General features: G+C 38.1%; 22 protein-coding genes and 1 riboswitch. All 22 genes read left to right on the top strand.

Annotated elements, in window-relative coordinates:
- Positions 1 to 6 precede the first annotated feature (6 nt).
- On the top strand, positions 7 to 699 hold the full coding sequence (locus BN1356_RS09510; protein WP_093651156.1) for a cobalt-factor II C(20)-methyltransferase: 693 nt from the start codon (positions 7 to 9) through the stop codon (positions 697 to 699).
- A 196-nt stretch (positions 700 to 895) separates the two neighbouring features.
- Complete coding sequence (locus tag BN1356_RS09505) at positions 896 to 1,621, top strand: energy-coupling factor ABC transporter permease (protein ID WP_093651155.1); 726 nt, start codon at positions 896 to 898, stop codon at positions 1,619 to 1,621.
- Positions 1,618 to 1,908, top strand: a complete 291-nt coding sequence (locus BN1356_RS09500; RefSeq protein WP_093651154.1) for an energy-coupling factor ABC transporter substrate-binding protein — start codon at positions 1,618 to 1,620, stop codon at positions 1,906 to 1,908. The genes BN1356_RS09505 and BN1356_RS09500 overlap by 4 nt, the downstream gene beginning before the upstream one ends.
- The gene (gene cbiQ / locus BN1356_RS09495; RefSeq protein WP_093651153.1) at positions 1,895 to 2,560 is read left to right on the top strand and encodes a cobalt ECF transporter T component CbiQ; all 666 of its coding nucleotides are present in this window, start codon (positions 1,895 to 1,897) and stop codon (positions 2,558 to 2,560) included. The genes BN1356_RS09500 and cbiQ overlap by 14 nt, the downstream gene beginning before the upstream one ends.
- A gap of 122 nt (positions 2,561 to 2,682) precedes the next feature.
- Positions 2,683 to 3,522: an energy-coupling factor ABC transporter ATP-binding protein gene (locus tag BN1356_RS09490; protein ID WP_093651152.1), complete on the top strand. Its 840-nt coding sequence runs from the start codon at positions 2,683 to 2,685 to the stop codon at positions 3,520 to 3,522.
- Positions 3,485 to 4,987, top strand: a complete 1,503-nt coding sequence (locus tag BN1356_RS09485; RefSeq protein WP_093651151.1) for a cobyric acid synthase — start codon at positions 3,485 to 3,487, stop codon at positions 4,985 to 4,987. The genes BN1356_RS09490 and BN1356_RS09485 overlap by 38 nt, the downstream gene beginning before the upstream one ends.
- A 3-nt stretch (positions 4,988 to 4,990) precedes the next feature.
- Positions 4,991 to 5,566, top strand: coding sequence for a cob(I)yrinic acid a,c-diamide adenosyltransferase (locus BN1356_RS09480; RefSeq protein WP_093651150.1), 576 nt, complete (start codon positions 4,991 to 4,993; stop codon positions 5,564 to 5,566).
- Positions 5,567 to 5,576: 10 nt separating this feature from the next.
- On the top strand, positions 5,577 to 6,008 hold the full coding sequence (locus BN1356_RS09475; RefSeq protein WP_093651149.1) for a precorrin-2 dehydrogenase/sirohydrochlorin ferrochelatase family protein: 432 nt from the start codon (positions 5,577 to 5,579) through the stop codon (positions 6,006 to 6,008).
- Between the two features lie 12 nt (positions 6,009 to 6,020).
- Complete coding sequence (hemA, locus tag BN1356_RS09470; RefSeq protein WP_093651148.1) at positions 6,021 to 7,268, top strand: glutamyl-tRNA reductase; 1,248 nt, start codon at positions 6,021 to 6,023, stop codon at positions 7,266 to 7,268.
- Between the two features lie 33 nt (positions 7,269 to 7,301).
- Positions 7,302 to 8,210, top strand: a complete 909-nt coding sequence (gene hemC / locus BN1356_RS09465; RefSeq protein ID WP_093651147.1) for a hydroxymethylbilane synthase — start codon at positions 7,302 to 7,304, stop codon at positions 8,208 to 8,210.
- Positions 8,207 to 8,932 carry a uroporphyrinogen-III synthase gene (locus tag BN1356_RS09460; protein WP_093651146.1) on the top strand — a complete coding sequence of 242 codons (726 nt, stop codon included), beginning with the start codon at positions 8,207 to 8,209 and terminating at the stop codon, positions 8,930 to 8,932. The genes hemC and BN1356_RS09460 overlap by 4 nt, the downstream gene beginning before the upstream one ends.
- Positions 8,922 to 9,896, top strand: a complete 975-nt coding sequence (gene hemB / locus BN1356_RS09455; protein ID WP_093651145.1) for a porphobilinogen synthase — start codon at positions 8,922 to 8,924, stop codon at positions 9,894 to 9,896. Before BN1356_RS09460 ends, hemB begins: the two co-directional genes overlap by 11 nt.
- A gap of 7 nt (positions 9,897 to 9,903) precedes the next feature.
- Positions 9,904 to 11,190 (top strand): glutamate-1-semialdehyde 2,1-aminomutase, encoded by a 1,287-nt coding sequence (gene hemL, locus BN1356_RS09450; protein ID WP_093651400.1) that lies wholly within the window; start codon positions 9,904 to 9,906, stop codon positions 11,188 to 11,190.
- Positions 11,183 to 11,767 (top strand): bifunctional adenosylcobinamide kinase/adenosylcobinamide-phosphate guanylyltransferase, encoded by a 585-nt coding sequence (cobU, locus tag BN1356_RS09445; RefSeq protein ID WP_093651144.1) that lies wholly within the window; start codon positions 11,183 to 11,185, stop codon positions 11,765 to 11,767. Before hemL ends, cobU begins: the two co-directional genes overlap by 8 nt.
- Positions 11,764 to 12,486: an adenosylcobinamide-GDP ribazoletransferase gene (gene cobS, locus BN1356_RS09440; protein WP_093651143.1), complete on the top strand. Its 723-nt coding sequence runs from the start codon at positions 11,764 to 11,766 to the stop codon at positions 12,484 to 12,486. The genes cobU and cobS overlap by 4 nt, the downstream gene beginning before the upstream one ends.
- Positions 12,483 to 13,058, top strand: a complete 576-nt coding sequence (locus tag BN1356_RS09435) for a histidine phosphatase family protein (RefSeq protein ID WP_093651142.1) — start codon at positions 12,483 to 12,485, stop codon at positions 13,056 to 13,058. The genes cobS and BN1356_RS09435 overlap by 4 nt, the downstream gene beginning before the upstream one ends.
- Before the next feature lie 42 nt (positions 13,059 to 13,100).
- A complete protein-coding gene (locus tag BN1356_RS09430; RefSeq protein ID WP_093651399.1) occupies positions 13,101 to 14,204 on the top strand; it encodes an oxidoreductase in 1,104 nt (367 codons plus the stop codon).
- A 56-nt stretch (positions 14,205 to 14,260) separates the two neighbouring features.
- Positions 14,261 to 14,830, top strand: a complete 570-nt coding sequence (locus tag BN1356_RS09425; RefSeq protein ID WP_093651141.1) for a flavin reductase family protein — start codon at positions 14,261 to 14,263, stop codon at positions 14,828 to 14,830.
- A 464-nt stretch (positions 14,831 to 15,294) separates the two neighbouring features.
- Positions 15,295 to 15,442: riboswitch (adenosylcobalamin (AdoCbl) riboswitch) on the bottom strand.
- A 383-nt stretch (positions 15,443 to 15,825) separates the two neighbouring features.
- Positions 15,826 to 16,962 carry a 1-propanol dehydrogenase PduQ gene (locus tag BN1356_RS09420; RefSeq protein ID WP_093651140.1) on the top strand — a complete coding sequence of 379 codons (1,137 nt, stop codon included), beginning with the start codon at positions 15,826 to 15,828 and terminating at the stop codon, positions 16,960 to 16,962.
- A 66-nt stretch (positions 16,963 to 17,028) separates the two neighbouring features.
- Complete coding sequence (locus BN1356_RS09415; protein ID WP_176694264.1) at positions 17,029 to 17,373, top strand: BMC domain-containing protein; 345 nt, start codon at positions 17,029 to 17,031, stop codon at positions 17,371 to 17,373.
- A gap of 27 nt (positions 17,374 to 17,400) precedes the next feature.
- A complete protein-coding gene (locus BN1356_RS09410) occupies positions 17,401 to 17,976 on the top strand; it encodes an ANTAR domain-containing response regulator (protein ID WP_093651139.1) in 576 nt (191 codons plus the stop codon).
- Positions 17,963 to 19,402, top strand: coding sequence for a sensor histidine kinase (locus BN1356_RS09405; RefSeq protein WP_245620330.1), 1,440 nt, complete (start codon positions 17,963 to 17,965; stop codon positions 19,400 to 19,402). Before BN1356_RS09410 ends, BN1356_RS09405 begins: the two co-directional genes overlap by 14 nt.
- Positions 19,403 to 19,420: the final 18 nt, after the last annotated feature.

Below are 19,420 nucleotides of genomic sequence, written 5' to 3'. Positions count from 1 at the left end.
GAACTTATGGCAATTTTTTATGGTATTGGCATCGGTCCGGGTGATAGTGAATTAGTAACAGTTAAAGGAAGCAGACTCTTGCAAGAGTTGGATATCCTTTACACACCAGAGGCAAAAAAACATGCTAAAAGTCTAGCTTTAGCTATATCAGAACCTTACTTGTCCAAAGATTTACAAATCAAACAAAGACATTTTCCGATGGTTGTAGACAGAGAAAGCAAGGAAGAAAAGTGGAAGGATATTGCTAATGAAATCATTTCTGATGTTCAACATGGATACAACGTTGGCTTTATTACGTTGGGTGATCCAATGGTTTACAGCACTTACAGTTACCTCATTGAATTAATTGGTAGCCAGATCGATACTCAGACAATTCCAGGTATTACCTCTTACAATAGCATGGCAGCAAGTCTCGGAATACCTCTGGTTATGGACGAAGAATCCTTTGCGGTTCTGCCGGCGACAGCGGAGCAGGACAAGTTAGAAGCAGCTCTCCAGATTCATGAAACCCTGGTTATTATGAAGGTTGCTAATCACCTAGATGTCATTCTACCTCTACTTGCAAAATATGACTTATTAGATAAAACATATCTGGTTAGTAAGGCTTCCACCCAAGAGCAGACTATTTGCCATGGCTTGACTGGCTTATCAAGTAATGAGAAGCTCTCTTATTTCACGACGATGCTTGTTAAAAAATAAAAGATATCACATCACAATTTATTTTTTTAAAAGCTCACTAAGTTTAATATACTAACTTTGGATTTAATAATTTCATGTGTTTAATAGTAGTAGTTTATTTTTTGCTAGTCTGTGACGATACTCTATTATCTCATTATTTAGTTTTTACTAATATTTTGTAGAGATATTAATCATTTTTTAAAAAGGAGACAAACTTATGAAAAAAGTTTCTTTGGTCATTTTGACCCTTTTATTTCTTGTTCTTTTTACAGTAAAACCTGTACACGCAATGCATATTATGGAAGGATATTTACCTCCTGAAAGCGCCCTGCTTTGGTTTGTTCTCTTTGTTCCATTCTTTATTTATGGTTTATATCAACTAAAGAAGACTATTGCAGAAGATCCTAGCAGCAAGGTTTGGTTGGCTTTATCAGGTGCCTTTGTATTTATTCTATCTGCATTAAAGATTCCTTCTGTAACAGGGTCAACTTCTCATCCAACTGGAGTAGGCTTTGGTACTGCCATGTTTGGTCCAAGTGTAATGGTTGTTTTGGGAACTATTTGCTTACTATTCCAAGCTTTATTCTTAGCTCATGGTGGATTGACAACGCTAGGAGCTAATGGATTCTCAATGGCTGTGGTAGGTCCATTTGTTGGTTATTTTGTTTATAAGATAGCTTTAGGATTAAAAATTAATAAGAAGGTAGCAATTTTCTTGTGTGCTTTTATTGCTGATTTAGCAACTTATTTAACAACATCATTGCAGTTGGCTCTAGCCTTCCCAGATGCTGAAAGTGGAGTTCTAGGAGCAACTATAAAATTCATGGGTGTGTTTATGACAACACAAATTCCAATTGCCATTATTGAAGGTTTATTGTCTGTTGTAATTTATAATCTTGTTGTTTCGAGTAACAAAGAAAAAGTGGGAGTATTTGAAGCATGAAAAACGTAACAAAACAAAATATTATTTTAATGTTTGCTTGTGTATTAATAGCAGTTGCTGCACTATTTCTAGCACCAAGTAATTCAGAATTTGGTGGCTCTGATGGTGGAGCTGAAGCTACAATTACTGAGGTGCGTCCAGATTATCAACCATGGTTTTCGCCTCTATATGAACCAGCTAGTGGCGAAATTGAGAGTTTATTGTTCACCTTGCAAGGAAGTATTGGTGTAGGAATTATCACCTACATCATTGGCTACCACAGAGGTAAGAAAAATGTTAGTAATTGATAAGTATGCCTATAATAATCGCATACTTAATATCCCTCCTTTAAAAAAATTTTTGTTCTATCTAGTCTTGATGTCTCTGTCATTTTCTAGCGGAATAAGGATTCAAATTATGTTTATCTTATTGCTGAGCCCATTAATTTGTTATGTGGCCCATTTGAAGTGGAAGACCTATCTTAAATGGCTTTTACTTCCATTGCCATTTATTATTATTAGTTTAATTACTATGATGGTAAGTTATACGGAATTTAACTCGACAAATGTCTTGCTTCACGTTCCGTTCTTTAACGGATACCTAGTGATTACTCAGCAGGGATTAGAAGCAACAGAACGGGTATTCTTCAGAAGTTATTCTTGTTTAACTGCGACCTATTTCTTTGTTTTAACGGTTCCTTTTAAGCAAATGCTAACGCTCTTTAAGCGACTCCATCTTCCCAAAGAACTGTTAGAAATCATGGTGCTCATGTATCGTTTTATCTTTATCTTCTTGCAAGAATTTATTGTGATGAGAGATACCTTGGATTTGAAATTTTCCTTTGGTTCTTTTAGGCAAAGTTACAAATCTATGGGGCTTTTAGCAAGTCAATTGTTCACTAAACTATTGATTGCTAATCGTCATATGACGGAGATGTTAGAGCTTCGTTTTGATGAATGAAAAAAGCATTGTCTTCGCTACTCAGTCAAAGGTTAATCGGTAAAAAAATTGAATCCGAGACGGAATATGGTGAACGTTTATTAAGTTAGTAGTTTACTCGGAAAATGTGAAATGGAGATGCAATGTTAAAGATAGAAAATATTTCTTATAGTTATGACTCCTCATTTGGTCAGGTTCTTGATGATGTTACCATGGATTTTGAAAAGGGGCAGGTCATTGGTGTTTTGGGAGCTAATGGTTCTGGAAAATCAACACTGATGAAGGTAATTATGGGGTTATACCGTCCCCAATCAGGACAAGTGATTTATAATGGATCTCCGATTCGGTTAACTAAAAAGGATTTGTATACTTACCGTCAAGAGGTGGGAATTGTTTTTCAAGATCCTGAGCAACAACTCTTTTACTCTGTGGTAGAAGATGATATTGCTCTTGCTTTAAAGAATCTTAATTACTCCGCTGAAAAAATCACAGAAAGGGTTGACGATGCTCTTCGGGATATGCATATTGAACACCTGAGGTGTAAGCCAATTCATTATCTCAGTTTTGGCCAGAAAAAAAAGGTTGCTATTGCAGGGGTTTTGGCGTTGAGGCCTAAATATCTATTGCTGGATGAACCTACTGCAGGATTAGACCCTCGTGGGCGTGATCACATGCTCTATCTAATGAAAAAGTTGGCTGCCTCAGGTACAAAAATAATTTTGACTAGCCATGACATGGATTTGATGTATGAGTGTTGTGACTATGCTTATGTTCTAAACAAGGGAATAGTAGAGTTAGAAGGGGAACCAGGAGAAGTTTTTTTGAATAAAGATATTCTCCTAGCTGCTCGTCTCAGTCTTCCATGGCTAGTCAAGCATTATTTGGTTACAGGAGAACCTTTAGCTAAAACTGAAAGAGAATTTTTTGAAAGGGTAAGTGAGGATTATGGCGAAATCATTAATGGTCCAAGGGACTGCCTCTGATGCAGGTAAAAGCATAATAGTTGCTGGTCTTTGCAGAATTTTTAAACAAGATGGTTTAAGAGTTGTTCCCTTTAAATCGCAAAATATGGCTCTTAATTCTTTTATCACAAAAAAAGGGTATGAAATGGGGAGAGCTCAAGTCTTTCAAGCGGAGGCTGCCCAGGTTGAGCCAGATGTTCGCATGAATCCAGTCCTTCTAAAACCTACGTCAGATAAGAAGTCTCAGGTAATTTTCATGGGTGAGGTCCTGACTGACATGGATGCAATAGACTATCATGAGTTTAAGCAGGAACTTTTGCCTAAAATAAAGGATGTATATCAAGAACTGTATAATGAAAATGATATCGTTGTTCTTGAGGGGGCAGGAAGTCCAGCGGAAATAAATCTTAATGACCGTGATATCGTCAATATGGGAATGGCTAGACTCGTAGATGCTCCAGTCGTTCTGGTCGCGGATATTGATAAGGGTGGTGTTTTTGCTTCCATTTATGGTACTATTAAATTAATCCCAGAAGAGGATAGAGTACGTATAAAGGGAGTCATTATCAATAAATTTAGAGGTGATGTCGCTCTACTTCAATCAGGCATTGACATGATTGAGGACTTAACACAGGTACCAGTTTTAGGTGTTGTTCCCTATGCTCAGTTGGATATTGATAGTGAAGATAGCGTGAGCCTCGTTCAGAAAAGTCGTCGTTTTAATCGAGAAAAAGATTTGGATGTGGCTGTAGTTAGTCTTAAGCGCATGTCGAATTTCACGGATTTTCATAGTTTAGAAATTCAACCAGATGTCTCCCTTCGCTATGTGATGAAGGGCGATGCTATTGGTAACCCCGATCTTCTTATCCTACCAGGTAGCAAAAATACTATCGAGGATATGCTCTATATTAGAGAATCTGGATTAGAAGAACAACTTCAGCAGTGCTTGGAACAGGGAACACGAATTTTTGGTATTTGTGGAGGTTATCAGATTTTGGGTAAGTACTTGGAAGATCCGTTTGGTGTGGAATCCTCTCTCAAAGAGTTAGATGGACTTGGTTTTCTAGATATACGAACCACGTTTCAGTCCACTAAACGTACTACTCAGGTAAAAGCAGAGCGCGAAGGTCAAATGCTTGAGGGATACGAGATTCATATGGGAGAAACCATTCTTGGTTCGGAAATGACTCCGTTTTCGAAGATTCTTTTGGAAAATGGAAGAGTTACTGAACGAGCTGATGGAGCAATTGGCTACGGAGGTCAGGTTCAGGGAACCTACCTTCATGGTATCTTTGATAATATGGCATGGACCAGAATGTATCTTAATGAGATTCGTCTAGATAAAGGGCTTGAGCCGATTCAAGAAGAATTAGAGAGTCTAGAAACCTTTAAGAATAAAGAGTATGATAAGTTGGCAGATATCTTAAGGAAAAGTATTGATATTGATGCAATTTATCAAATCATGACCGGTAAATCAGGAGGCTAATTGATGCGCATATACACAAAATATGGAGATTCGGGCTATACAAGACTCTATGGGGGCGACCGAGTCTCAAAGACTCATAAAAGGGTTGAAGCTTATGGAACAATGGACGAACTTTGCTCACTCCTAGGTAGAATTATTGCTGAGATGAGGGATTATCCTGAATTGTCAGATTTTCTAAGTGAATGTGAAGAAATTCAGCAACATCTTTTTGATTGTGGAAGTGACTTGGCAACACCGAGAGAATTAAGACCCTACAAGCAAGAGCAATCTAATATTGATTGGTTGGAGGTGCTATTGGATTCTTATATGGATCAACCTCCTAAAATAGAAAACTTTATCATTCCAGGAGGACATTTGATTGCCAGTTCTCTTCACCAGGCAAGGACTGTTACTCGTCGTTTAGAACGCCGCATGGTAGCCTTGATAGAAGATGATGAGGCAGTTAATCCTCTAGGATTAGTTTACATCAACCGTTTATCAGACTATTTTTTTGTTCTGGCTCGTTTGGTAAATTTTAAATTAGGCGTATCTGATACAATTTACAAACGTAGTCGTAAAATTTTTCGTGAGAAGAAATAGGAGAAGTATCATGTATCCAGTCATGATAAATATTAAAGATAAGAGGGTTGTTATGATTGGTGGAGGAAGGGTAGCCTTGAGGAAACTTAAAACTCTCTTAAAAGAGGGGGCAAGAGTTACTGTGATTAGCCCAGAGATTCATCCAGGTATTCCAATTGAAGAGATTGAATGGCTTTCTAGACCCTATCAAAAAGGTGACTTGGAGGGAGCTAAGCTAGTTCTTACCTGTACAGATGACCAAGATGTCAACAATCAAGTCATGGCAGATGCTGTTCCCAGTCAGCTAGTTAATAATACTGGTGATAAGTATTATTCAGATTTTTATAATGTTGCCATAGCTCAGGCTAGTGATTTTTCTGTAATGATTTCAACCAATGGTCTTTCGGCAGTTAGAGCCAAAGAGGTTCGTAGTAAATTAGAAAAATTTTTAGAACTTTTATAAAGAGGCAAAAATATGTATCTATTGTATGTCGGATTAACCTATAAAACTAGCCCTTTTTCATTGATTGAGAAGATTCATTTTTCAGACCAGGAGATGCCTAGCGCTCTAAAAACATTGAAGGCGGAGAAGAGCGTTTTGGAGAGCGTTATTATTTCGACCTGCAATCGCACAGAGCTCTATCTGGTTGTGGATCAGCTCCACACAGGTCGATATTATGCGAGACATTTTCTAGCCAATTGGTTCTCGATTGAAGTGAGTGCTTTAGATCCTTATCTTATTATGAAAGAGGAGGACGAGGTTTTAGAACACCTACTCCGCCTCTCCTTAGGATTAGAATCAAAAATTTTAGGAGAAACCCAGGTGCTAGGACAGCTTAAGAGAGGGTTTCAGAAGGCACAAGAGTTGGGAACTACTGGAGCTATCCTAAATGAAGTATCGAGGCAGGTTATTACATTTGCCAAGCGCATGCATGGTCAGTATCAAATCAATGCTCGTCCTATTTCAATTGGTTTGACTGCAATTCAAATTTTGGAGAGCAAAGGTTTTTCATATGAAGGTAAAACTATTGCTGTTATCGGACTCGGAGAAATTGGCCAACTTGTCGCTAAGTATGGACTCCAAAGACCGTTTGAAAAGATTCTACTACTCAATAGAACTATGGAAAAAGGCAGATTCTTTCTAGGTGATAATCGAGTTTCTATCCATGGTTGGGATGCTTTAGACGAAGTTATAGCACAGGCAGATGTGGTATTTTCAGCTGTTAAGGTGGAGGAATATATTATTTTCCCTCACATGTTAAAAGAAGATGCTATTGTGTTTGATCTCTGCTTGCCAAGAACAGTTCATCCTAAAAAGGGACTATGTCTTTACACCATTGAAAATTTGACCAATCAATTGGATCAATTTCATGCTGAAAGAAACGCCATTGCTGAGAAATTAATCGTCGAAATTAAAGAGGAATTGGTTCGATTTTATGAATGGCGTCAGCAGCTGGGCATTGTTCATCTGATAAAAGAAATTCGAGAAAAAGCCTTAGAAATGCAAGTTAACTCTTTATCAAGCCTCAAACGAAAATTGCCTGATTTGACATTAAGGGAAGAGAAATTGATTGCCAAGCATATGAAAGGTATTATTAACCAGCTAATAAAAGAGCCTATTTTACAGGTTAAGGAGCTATCAATCGGTGATAATGCATCCTATGATATTGCTCTTTTTAGCAAGATTTTTAACCTTGGACAGGAAGAAAACAAGGATGACTAAACATTTCCGATAATACTGATAAGGAGATAAACAATGACAGTTATTAAGGTGGGAACAAGGCAGAGTAAACTTGCCATGACGCAGACTAGGCAAGTAATCAGCCGACTGAGAGAGCTCAATCCAGATGTAATATTCGAATTAGTCACCTATAAGACGACTGGAGATCACTTAGTCAATGTCAGTCTAGATAAAATTGGAGGAAAGGGGGTCTTTGTTAAAGATATAGAGAGAGCTCTTTTATCTGAAGAAATAGATATGGCTGTCCATAGTTTAAAAGATGTACCTGCTATATTAGCCGAAGGCTGTACGATTGGAGCTATTCCTAAACGTCAAGATGTTCGGGATTGCCTCATTTTACGGGAATCGGGTTTCAGCTTTGAAACCCTGAAGCCTGGATCAGTGATTGGGACCAGTAGTCAACGTCGAAAAGCTCAACTTCAGGAAAAAAGGCCCGATTTGATCTTTAAACCTATTCGAGGGAATATTGATACCCGAATTGGAAAACTAGAAAAGGGTGAATTCGACGCTATTGTTCTAGCAATGGCTGGGCTCAATCGTATGGGGTGGACAAATAAGGATAACTTGAACCTTGAAGTACTTTCTTTAGAAACCTGTTTACCAGCCATTTCTCAGGGAGCTCTTTGTCTTGAGTGTCGTAAAAATGATAGAGAAGTTTTAGAGCGTATCTCAAAAATCAATGATGTTGAGACATCCTCGGCAGTAGCTGTGGAACGGAAGGTTCTTTCTCTGATGAATGCTGACTGTACCTTTCCTATTGCAGCTCTTGCCCAGCTTTCACCAGAGGGTTACCAGCTAGAAGTGATGTTGGCAGATTCTTATAATAAGTGTCACCGTGTCAGCTCATCTGGTTCTGATGGAGCACTCTTGGCTCAGGAAACTGTTAGTAAATTGATGGCAGAAGGTGTGGTGGGAATTAGATGACCGTAAAGGTAATTAATACCCGAGAGATTCCTCTTACTGAGAATCTTGCTGATAAGTTGATTAGTGCTGGTTTTGAAAGCGTTCATCTGCCGTTGATTAAGCATGAAGCAAAAAAAATACCTGAAGGAGCTATAGATTTTTTGAATGAGGCTGATTGGATATTTTTAACCAGTGCAGTCGCAGTTAATTTTTTTAAGCCCTTTCTACCAAGTAGGCCGATTAAATTAGCAACTATAGGTCCTCAGACCAGCTATTCTTTACGTGAGCATGGTTTTGATATAAATTTAGAGGCAAGTAGTTATTATGGTTCAGATTTAGTCAAGGAATGGTTGGATTTGGGTTTCGAGAAGCAGAAGATTCTTTTGCCACAGAGCAGTCTAGCTAATCCAAAATTAGCCCAAACCTTGCTTCAAACTGGTCATGAGGTTTTTGAATGGTTTCTCTATGATACAGTTCCAAATATGGAAGTAGCAGAAGAATTTTTAGTCTATCTATCTGAAGAGAGGGTAGTTTGGACTTTCGCAAGTCCTTCTGCTTGGAAAAGTTTTGAAGAGCGAGTTAAGGCTCTTCCTAAAGACCATTTGATTGTTGCCATCGGTCAAACTACGGCTAGGTCTATTAGACGGTCAGGTTATCAGGTTGATCTAGTACCAGAAAAGCCATCATTTAGCGAAATGGTGACTATGATTATTGAGAAAGTTGGAAAGAAAAATGATATTTAAACGGCATCGACGATTGAGAGGATCAGATGCTCTCAGAGATCTTGTGAGAGAAACCTACTTGCAAACTAGCGATTTGATTTATCCACTTTTTATTAAGGAAGATATTGAGGAGAAACAAGAAGTGACGTCCATGCCGGGTGTCTATCAGTTTCCTCTAAATCTACTTTTAATAGAAGTGGAAGAAATTGTTAACCTTGGTATTAAAAGCGTGATTCTCTTCGGTATTCCTAAGGAAAAGGATGAGATTGGAAGTCAGGCTTCTGATGTTCAAGGGATTGTTCAAAGGGCTATTCGTTTGATAAAAGAAGCCTATCCCCAATTGCTTGTTATTGCTGATACTTGCCTTTGTGAATTTACCAGTCATGGTCACTGCGGTCTATTGAAGAGCGACCAGGTGGATAACGACAGTTCCCTTGCTCGCTTGGCAGAGGTGGCAGTTAGTCAGGCAAGAGCAGGCGCAGATATTATAGCTCCTTCTAACGCTATGGATGGTTTTGTTTATGTTATTCGCCAGGCGCTTGATGAGGCTGGATTTCAAAATATTCCTATCATGTCTTACGCCATTAAGTTTGCCTCTAGTTTCTATGGTCCCTTTAGAGATGCGGGTGAAAGTGCACCAGCTTTTGGCAACCGAAAAACCTACCAAATGGATCCAGCCAATCGTTTAGAGGCTTTGAGAGAGGCTCGGAGCGATGAAGAAGAAGGCGCCGACTTTCTTATGGTTAAGCCAGCATTAGCTTTCTTAGATATTATCCGTGACTTACGTGGGCAAACCCAGTTACCAATAGTGGCCTATAACGTCAGTGGTGAGTATGCCATGATTAAGGCGGCTAGTCAACAAGGTTGGATTGATGAAAAATCAGTTGTTCTGGAAACCCTTCTCGGGATAAAGCGAGCAGGTGCAGACCTTATCATCACTTATTTTGCCAAGGACTTGGTCCGTTATTTGAAAGAAGAGGAGTAAAGTAGTGATCAGAAGAGAACAATCAGAATTAGCTTTTACTCAAGCTCAGCAGGTCTTTCCTGGTGGTGTTAATAGTCCAGTTCGTGCCTTTAAAGCAGTTGGAGGTACCCCTGTCTTTATTGACTCTGCTAAGGGAGCTTATCTCTACGATGTAGATGGGAATGCCTATATCGATTATGTTCTTTCTTGGGGGCCTATGATTTTAGGACATGCCAATGATCAGGTGGTTTCTGCAGTACAAAAATCGCTGTATAAGGGAACCAGTTATGGTGCCCCAAGTCCCCTGGAAACAAAATTAGGTAAACTGCTTCAGGAGCGAATTCCCCAACTGGAAAAGATACGTATGGTTAATTCAGGAACAGAAGCAACGATGAGTGCCATTCGATTGGCTCGTGGAGTGACCGGCCGTGATAAGATTATAAAATTCATTGGCTGCTATCATGGTCATAGCGATTCATTTTTGGTCCAAGCAGGGTCTGGTGTGGCAACCTTTGGCCTCCCCAACTCACCTGGTGTTACTCAGGGAACTGCCCAAGACACGCTAACTCTTCCCTATAATGATATCGACAGTCTTAGAGCTTGTTTTGACAAAGAAGGATCAAACATCGCTGGGGTTATTATTGAGGCAGTTGCTGGAAATATGGGACTCATCAAGGCAGAACAGGGTTTTATTGATGAGATTCGTCATCTGACTAAGATGTATGGTTCTCTTTTTATTGTTGATGAGGTTATGACTGGCTTTCGTGTTAATTATACTGGAGCAGTTGGGCTCTATAATCTTGATGCCGACTTGATTTGTTTTGGTAAAGTTGTTGGCGGAGGATTTCCGATGGCATTATTTGGAGGAAAGAAAAAGTACATGGATATAGTTACTCCTTCGGGTACGGTGTATCAAGCAGGGACACTGTCTGGTAATCCGATTGCTATGGTGGCGGGCTATGAAACGGTTAAAAATTTGACACCGTCTGTCTTCGATAAGATGACCAGATTGACTGATCGGCTTTGTGAAGGTTTAAAAAAGGTAGCCCTTGAACACAATGTTCCATTACAAGTCGTGCATGTAGGTACTATGTTTAGTTTCTTTTTCAATAACAAAAGCGTTCGTAACTTTGAGGATTCCAAGGCTAGTGATCAGGAAAGATTTGCTCAGGTTTATCGTACCTTGCTAGAAAAAGGGATTTATCTTGCACCTTCTCAATATGAGTCGAATTTCATGTCTGCAGCCCATACTGAGACTGAAATTGATAAAACTATTACCGCTTTTGATCAAGTATTGGGAGAAATCTATGGCTAATATAATCTTAGTCACTGGTGGAGCTAGAAGTGGAAAGTCCCAGTTTGCTGAAGATTTAATGAAGAATCATAAAAAGGTTTGCTATATTGCGACTGGTCTTAGTCGTGAAGAAGACTCTGACTGGCAAGAAAGGGTTAGACTACACAAAAAACGTAGACCTGCAACTTGGGATACTCGTGAGCAGTACCTAGGTATTGGAGACTGGTTGCAGGACCAATCATATGGCGCCTACTTGCTAGACTGTGCTAGCATGCTGACGACGAATGTCCTTTTTCAAAGGGTAGCTGAAGTCTATCCCAGCAAACTATCCCTGTCAGATGATAATTTTTTGACAAAGACAGAGCAGTCTATGATTAGCCAGAAGGTTATGGCTGAGTGGGAAGATATTTTGACCACTCTGGCCCTAAAAGACACTACCTTTTACATCGTTACTAATGAGGTGGGTCTAGGAATCGTTCCAGAAACTCGATTAGGATCATATTTCCGAGACCTCTTAGGTAATGTTAATCAAAGACTAGCAAAGGAGGCAAGTGAGGTCTATCTTGTTATTTGTGGCCTCGCGCAGAGATTAAAATGATAAAAGCTCTGATTATTTACACCCAATTTTTTAGTCGTATTTCAATAAATAAGGAAGTTGATATCTCCTATGTTCGCAAAGGAATTCCATTGCTTAGTTTATTTGGTCTTCTTTTAGGTAGCATTACTGGCCTTTTCTATTATTTGGTTCAGTTAGTTTTACCGGGTATTCTAGCTTGGGTTCTTAGCTTTCTTTTTGATGTCCTCCTAACGGGGGGCTTTCACCTAGATGGCTTAGCTGACATGGCTGACGGTCTTTTTTCTTCTCGGAGGAAGGAGCGTATGTTAGAGATTATGAAGGATAGCAGGATTGGTAGTAATGGTGTCCTAGCATTAATCTTCTATTACAGTGTCATGTTAGCAGCTTACCCCTATCTTCCAGAGCCACGCTGGTTCCTTGTTATTGCGCTCTCTATGATTGGTAAAGCAGGTCTTGCCTTACAACTTTATCAGATGCGCTATGCCAGAGCTGGCGGAGGATCCGGTCAGTTTTTTACAGGGGCTAGATTCATTGATATCGTCCTTGCACAGCTCTTGCCGATTGGTCTCCTCTGGTATTTTTTTGGGAATGTAGGACTATTAGCCTATCTTTTAGTATTTTTAGGGGCTTTAGGTTATCGCCACTTTGTTTACCAAAAAATAGATGGTCATACAGGTGATACATTGGGAGCATTTGTGGAAATTGCTCAAATGTTAATGGTGTTGGGGTTATTACTATGAAAATTTACTTAATACGCCATGGGGAAACAGATCTTAATAAGGCAAGATGTTTTTATGGTAGCCTGAATGTTCCTATTAATGAAACAGGGCACAGACAGGCTTACCATGTTGCTAGGTTAATGAAAAAGCATAAACTGAATACAGTATATACCAGTTGCCATCTGCGGACTCATATGACAGCAGAACTTATTTTTGGCGCTGATCAAGTTCTTAATAAATTATCTGATTTTGATGAAAGAGGATTTGGAGATTGGGAAGGTTTAGATGCTGATAAAATTCAAGAACAGTTTACAGAAATGTGGGAAGCTTGGCTAGCAGCTCCCTTTGAGGTTACTCCACCAGGTGCAGAGCCTTTTGTAGCCTTTCAGAAGCGGGTTTGGAAGCAAACCGATAATCTCATTAAGGCTGGTAAAGACTTTGCTCTAGTTGCCCATTTAGGTGTTCTAAGACTAATTTATCAGCGATTAGTTGATGTTGGTGCCCTTTTTTGGGATATTGATTTCCCTCAAGGGACAGTTACTATATTTGAAGGAAATCTCCTTGAAGGCTTTACTGTAAGTCTTCTTAGATGATTATAATGACATTTGAAATCTTGCAAGATAGGAGTACAAATGATGACCAAATATATAAATGACGTAGTCAGTTTAACAGACCGTTTAATGCTTAAAAATCGCGTTGTGTTAGCACCCATCACACTGAGTGTATGCCAGCCTGGTGGCTATGTTTCTGAAGATGATATATCTTTTTATAAGAGGAGGGCTTGTTCTGTCGGCCTTGTTATTACTGGATCTGCCTATATTCATCCACAGGGGCAAGCTTTTGCGAATAGCTACAGCGTTGCAGAAGATGACAAAATCCAGGGGCTCTCTAGTTTGGCTAAGACTATTCAAGAGCAAGGAGCGAAAGCAATATTGCAACTTTATCACGGAGGCCGTATGGTTCCTCCTCATTTGATTGAAGGGCTCCCCGTAGCTCCCAGTGCTGTTAAAGGGAATCATGGATCGGTTATTGTTCCCCGTCCTTTGAAATCCTTAGAAGTTGATGATCTACTTAAACAATTCTTGGATGCTATTCGTAGGGCGGAGGCGGCGGGTTTTGATGGAGTTGAACTTCATGGAGCTAATACGTATCTTATTCAGCAATTTTTTTCTCCCCATTCCAATATTCGTCAAGATAAGTGGGGTGGAAGTTTTAATAATAGACTGCGCTTCCCTAAAACTCTACTCAAAAGGGCTAAACAGTTGGTTAAGCTAGAGTTTAACCGTCCTTTTGTTATTGGTTACCGTTTTTCTCCAGAAGAAATTGAAGAGACCGGTATTACCTTATGGGATAGTTTGCAACTGATTGAACAGCTCATTCAACAAGGAGTTGACTACCTTCATATCTCATCCAGCGATGTCTGGAGGAGTTCTCTTCGAGACCAAGAAGCGAAAAGTCCAATCATTAAGCAAATTATCAGTAAAATAAAAGGTCGAGTCCCCTTGATAGCTAGCGGAAACATCCATACCATTCAGGATGTGGAAAAAATTCTATCTGCTGATATTCCTCTATTTTCTGTTGGAAAAGCTTTGCTTCTAGATCCGGATTGGACACAGAAGATAGCAGAAGATCATGAAGAAACAATCATCAGGAAGTATCAGGATAGGCTACAAGAACAAATTGAATTGCCAATAGACTTTGTTAATTCTTTGAGATCTTATCTTGAAGAAGATGCTTAAAGGAAACAATAAAAAAGAGCTCTAGCGAGAACTCAATAGAAGTTTGGGGAAAATCTGTGAAAAAATGCTTTGAAACTAGGAAACTCTATTTTGGATTTCCTGTATTTTTATTGGGCTATAAAGATGATGTCCATGGCTACAATATTTCTACTTCAAGTTCGGTCTATTCACTAGGTAGTATGCTGGTTATGGCTATGAGAACAAAAAGTAATGCCATTACTGAAATCAGCAAATACAGGCAGTTTACAGTCAATGTTCCTGAACAAGAATTGACTAAAGAAGTTGAATTAGCAGGATTTAATAGCAGAAAAGATAAATTTGCCATTACTGGTTTAACTTATAGCCCTGCTTTGACGATAGATGCACCTATGGTTAATGAGTGTCCAGTTGTCATTGAATGTGAAGTTGTTGATATGGTTCCATGTGGAGCTTTGACCAATGTAATAGCAAAAATAACTAGTCGTTCGGTCGAAGAGGAACTCCTTGATGAGAAGGGTGTTTTCAATACTATGAGATTTTCTCCCATCAGCTATATGGGAGATGGCTCAAAGCGTTCTTATCGATATTTTAATCAAGAAGAAGTTAAAATGGGATCAATCATATATGATTTAAGAAAAAATGAATAAAAGGTACTTAGCAAAATATAGCATCAAACCAAAAAAAGCTATATCTTCAGTCTCATAGAAAAAAATAAGAAGAAGTGTATGTAGCGTGACTTTAAATATTTTTTTAATGATATCCTCTTTGTTAGATTAAAATGAAGTAAAAATTCTACATTTCATATGTTTTGCTTACATCACTATTTCAGTTAATTGTAATTATAGCTATAGAATAAGAAAACGAACATTTCCAAATGCGGAAATGCTCGTTTTTTGTATCGAAGCTAGGTTCTAATCAGCTTCATTCATCTTTAATAAAAGAAAGCTCTTATATACATCATTGTATGGTAGAGGTTAAGCATCTTTGGTTAACAGTAGCTTTCCAAATTATCGGCTCTGCTTCGTTGCAGAAAGATAAGCGTAGCTCATCTTTAGAAAATGGAACGTACTTAAACGTAGAGCCAATAATGGAAAAGCTAAAGCAAATTCCAATATGACATCATCGCCTTACATCGAGACGTGAAATCTACTAAAATTCAAGAATAAAGACCTGACTTAAAGGTAAGACCTAATTACAGTGGCGGGACCGCGTTGGATTTGCACCAAACTTCCATATTCTTAAAAGTACTAAAATCTATTTCCTAGCAAGAACATTGTAGCATTTTAGTTTTTCTTTGACAACAAAAATGAATTACTTTCTGATTCAAGTTTATAAATTGATTGATAATTTTTATGGATGAGATAGAAATAGGTTTTTAATTATTTAATTTGTAAAATTAAATAAGACAACATGCGGAAATTAAATAAGACATAAAAAACCAAAATAAAAACCAAAAAATATGTTACTATTTAAATGTTTTATATTGCCATAAGAACGCTTTCATGATATAATTCAAAAGTAAGTACAAAGGCGTACAAACCAAAATAGCACTGTAGCTGTATGAAAAACTAATTCCTGCCGTTTTAGTCTTTTTTCATGCAGTTTTTCTGTGCTTCTAAATCTCAATAAGAAAGGAGAAATAATGTACAAAATTTTTTATAAGACGGAATTGTTTATTGGCGAAGGTGCCTTGGAACAGTTGCGAATTTTTAAGGATGAACGGATTTTAGTTGTAGCTGATCCCTTTTTGAAGACGTCCGGTCAGTTAGCAGATATCACTAGCTTTTTGGATGCTAGCAATGAATTGGTTATCTTTACAGATATTGCACCAGATCCACCTATTGAAACAGTCGTTGCCGGCATAAGTAGTGCAGAAGCTAAACCTGTTAGTATTGTATTGTCAATTGGTGGAGGCTCTGCGATTGATGCTGCTAAGGCAATTTATTATTTTGGAAAGAAAGAGGGGGTCTTTTCAGAGGCTGTTCTTGTAGCTATTCCAACAACGAGTGGTACTGGATCAGAAGTAACGGATTTTGCTGTTATTACGGATAATGAGCTTGGGACTAAATATCCTTTGGTATCTAAGGAGATTCTTCCGGATATTGCTATTTTAGATGCAAATCTAGTTTTATCTTTGCCAGCTAATATCACAGCTGATACAGGAATGGATGTATTAACTCATGCTATTGAAGCTTATGTTTCAACCGAAGCTACAGATTTTTCGGATGCATTGGCTGAAAAAGCTATCAGATTAGTTTTTGAGTATTTACCAAAAACTTATCGTGATGGCAAAGATATTCAAGCACGTGAAAAGATGCACGTGGCTTCTACACTAGCAGGAATGGCTTTTAATACAGCCTACTTGGGATTAAATCATGGTATGGCTCACGCGGCAGGCGCGAAATTCCATATTCCACATGGACGCTTAAATAGCATTCTTATGCCTCATATTATACAGTATAATGCCAATCATACTGATAAGGGTCGTCAACGCTTAAACTTAGAGATAGCAGGTCGTTATCAAGCAATTGCTAAGCATCTAGGTTGTTCGGCTACCAACCCTGCTATAGGGGTTAAGCAGTTGATTAATGAAATCAAGAAACTTCAAAGACAATTAAACCTTCCAACAAGTCTTAGGGAATATGGTATAAAATCATCTGATTTCCAAGAGCATAAAGAAGAAGTAGCAATGGCTGCTCTTAATGATAAATGTACTGCGACTAATCCAAGAACCCCTACAGTACAAGAAATTTTAAAAGTTTTAGAAAAAACTTATTAGGTTTATGGTATAATATAATAAACATGATTGTACCAAAGCTTCTAAAGTAATTTGAAGGAATCAATTATGGAAGAAAAACAACGAATGATACAGGAATATGTGCCCGGGAAACAAGTAACCCTAGCACACCTAATCGCAAATCCAGATTCAGTTATCTATGAAAAATTGGGATTAATGGTTGAGCAAACAGGAGCAATTGGTATTTTAACTATTACTCCAAGTGAGGCTGCTATTATAGCTGTTGATATTGCAACAAAATCAGCAGGAGTACAGATTGGTTTCATAGATCGTTTTAGTGGATCGGTAGTGATGACAGGGGATGTGTCATCTGTAGATACTGCTTTGACTGCGGTTTTACAGGGTTTAGAGAACATTTTAGGCTTCTCTAGTACTGTTGTGACACGAACCTAAATAAATTGGACCGGTAGGGGAGAGAGAATGAAGGGGAGAATACTGATTGCAGATGATGATCCTATTGTAAGATTGGATATTGCAACTATTCTGGAAGCTGCAAATTACGAAGTCGTTGCAGAAACTTCGGATGGATTTGAAGCTATTGAATATTGTCAAAAACATCACCCAGATCTTGTTGTTATGGATATCAAGATGCCCTTGCTAGATGGCTTGGCAGCTAGTAAAAAAATTCTTGATGATAATTTAGCTTATGGAGTTATTCTTTTGTCAGCTTACAGTGACGAAACTAGGGTACAAAAAGCTAAGATATACGGAGCTAGCGCTTATCTCGTTAAACCGTTAGATGCCAAGTCTCTAATACCCATGGTCGAAGTTTGTCTTGAAAAAAGTCGTCAACTGCAGCAACTTACTAATGAAATTAACAAACTTTCAAAGAAGATTGATGATCGTATTATTATTGAAAAAGCTAAAGGTCTCTTAATGCTTCGAGATTGTATGTCCGAATCTGAAGCATTTAAGCGAATTCGTACAATCAGCATGCAGAAACGTGTTTCCATGGTCGAAATTGCAAAGTTACTTGTTTTAAATGATGACTACTAAGAAATATATTAGGGACCTATGTCTCTTACATACAGATTTAAGTCTTGAAGACATTGACTTTATAGAACTCAAAGCTGAAGAGCTGGAACTAAGTTGCCAATACAGTGAAGAGGATGTTTTTATTGATATATTGAATACTTATTCCGACCAAGCAACTGTTATCTATCATAAGAAACCAGACTCAATAGATAGCCTCTACGAGAAGGATGTTGTTGGAGATACGGCTTATCTTCGAAATGAGCCTGGGGTCTTAAGGACTTTACAGACAGGTGTTCCGACGGTAGGACTCTCAGCTATTTCGCAAGAGGGAGTTTTGATTCAGCAAAAGGTTTTTCCTATCTTTAGAGAAAATAGGGTCATTGCTTGTCTTATTATTGAAAATAAATCTTCTCATTCAAATCTTCTTTATTTTTCTCTAAAAAAAGCTGAGGATGGAGAGTATGAGTTGGCAGATATATTCAAGGAATCGTATCTGCAACAGTTCTCATATTTAAAGTATTTATCCGACGGGATACTTGTCTTTGATCAGAAAGGATATCTTCTCTACTGTAATCAGGAAGCTGAATCTATTTACAGGGAAAAATTAGCCTATATGGATCCGCTTATTGGGATGCATTATGACAATCTTGTTTTAGGAAATATCAGCCTGGATGATATTATTAAAGAGAGTGACAATTTTACAAAACCATGCTCACAGTCTCGAGAAGTTAGATATTGTAATTATCATTTTCAGATTACAAGATATGTTGTCCCAGAAGCACAGGTAATGGTTTCCCACTATAAGGATGTTACGAGCCCAAAAGAAATTGAGAAGAAGCTCTTTTTGATGGAAACAACTTTGCGTGAGATGAATCATCGAGTGAAAAATAATTTACAGACCTTAGTATCTCTTTTGAGGATACAAGGGCAGCGTAGTCAATCTCTAGAAGCCAAGAAAATCTGTCAAGAAAGTGTAGATAGGGTTTTGTCCATTTCTATGGTTCATGAGCTACTGTCAACAGAAAATAGAGATAACATTTCTTTAAAAGAATTGCTACAGGGTGTGGTCTATACGGTCCAAGAATGTTTCTCAGAACGTGAAGATATTTGTTTGACAACAGATATTAATTTAGATATTAGCTTAGATAGTAGTAGAGCAACGGCTCTAGCATTTGTGCTCAATGAACTTCTACATAATAGCTACGAGCATGCTTTTCAAAAAAAATTGCCTAAAAAGCCTGAAATCTATTTACAACTTCTTATATTAAATGGTATAATAACATTACACGTTTCAGATAATGGAAACGGTTACAGATGGAATGATGATCATTCGAATCATTTAGGTTTGGTAATTGTAGAAAGGTTTGTTAAAAGTAGCTTGAAGGGAAAGATTAGAGTTGACTCTTTAAGTTCCGGGACACGTACAACAATTACTTTTAAATATTAACTTAATATTAGCAGGCAA

Origin of the sequence: Streptococcus varani (assembly GCF_001375655.1) — a bacterium.
GTDB lineage: Bacteria > Bacillota > Bacilli > Lactobacillales > Streptococcaceae > Streptococcus > Streptococcus varani.
This window is presented reverse-complemented; position numbering and strand designations above follow the sequence as displayed.

Coding starts and splice junctions, on each gene's coding strand:
- BN1356_RS09510 (WP_093651156.1), top strand. CDS start 7: ATGGCAATTTTTTATGGTATTGGCATCGGTCCGGGTGATAGTGAATTA.
- BN1356_RS09505 (WP_093651155.1), top strand. CDS start 896: ATGAAAAAAGTTTCTTTGGTCATTTTGACCCTTTTATTTCTTGTTCTT.
- BN1356_RS09500 (WP_093651154.1), top strand. CDS start 1,618: ATGAAAAACGTAACAAAACAAAATATTATTTTAATGTTTGCTTGTGTA.
- cbiQ (WP_093651153.1), top strand. CDS start 1,895: ATGTTAGTAATTGATAAGTATGCCTATAATAATCGCATACTTAATATC.
- BN1356_RS09490 (WP_093651152.1), top strand. CDS start 2,683: ATGTTAAAGATAGAAAATATTTCTTATAGTTATGACTCCTCATTTGGT.
- BN1356_RS09485 (WP_093651151.1), top strand. CDS start 3,485: ATGGCGAAATCATTAATGGTCCAAGGGACTGCCTCTGATGCAGGTAAA.
- BN1356_RS09480 (WP_093651150.1), top strand. CDS start 4,991: ATGCGCATATACACAAAATATGGAGATTCGGGCTATACAAGACTCTAT.
- BN1356_RS09475 (WP_093651149.1), top strand. CDS start 5,577: ATGTATCCAGTCATGATAAATATTAAAGATAAGAGGGTTGTTATGATT.
- hemA (WP_093651148.1), top strand. CDS start 6,021: ATGTATCTATTGTATGTCGGATTAACCTATAAAACTAGCCCTTTTTCA.
- hemC (WP_093651147.1), top strand. CDS start 7,302: ATGACAGTTATTAAGGTGGGAACAAGGCAGAGTAAACTTGCCATGACG.
- BN1356_RS09460 (WP_093651146.1), top strand. CDS start 8,207: ATGACCGTAAAGGTAATTAATACCCGAGAGATTCCTCTTACTGAGAAT.
- hemB (WP_093651145.1), top strand. CDS start 8,922: ATGATATTTAAACGGCATCGACGATTGAGAGGATCAGATGCTCTCAGA.
- cobU (WP_093651144.1), top strand. CDS start 11,183: ATGGCTAATATAATCTTAGTCACTGGTGGAGCTAGAAGTGGAAAGTCC.
- cobS (WP_093651143.1), top strand. CDS start 11,764: ATGATAAAAGCTCTGATTATTTACACCCAATTTTTTAGTCGTATTTCA.
- BN1356_RS09435 (WP_093651142.1), top strand. CDS start 12,483: ATGAAAATTTACTTAATACGCCATGGGGAAACAGATCTTAATAAGGCA.
- BN1356_RS09430 (WP_093651399.1), top strand. CDS start 13,101: ATGACCAAATATATAAATGACGTAGTCAGTTTAACAGACCGTTTAATG.
- BN1356_RS09420 (WP_093651140.1), top strand. CDS start 15,826: ATGTACAAAATTTTTTATAAGACGGAATTGTTTATTGGCGAAGGTGCC.
- BN1356_RS09415 (WP_176694264.1), top strand. CDS start 17,029: ATGGAAGAAAAACAACGAATGATACAGGAATATGTGCCCGGGAAACAA.
- BN1356_RS09410 (WP_093651139.1), top strand. CDS start 17,401: ATGAAGGGGAGAATACTGATTGCAGATGATGATCCTATTGTAAGATTG.
- BN1356_RS09405 (WP_245620330.1), top strand. CDS start 17,963: ATGATGACTACTAAGAAATATATTAGGGACCTATGTCTCTTACATACA.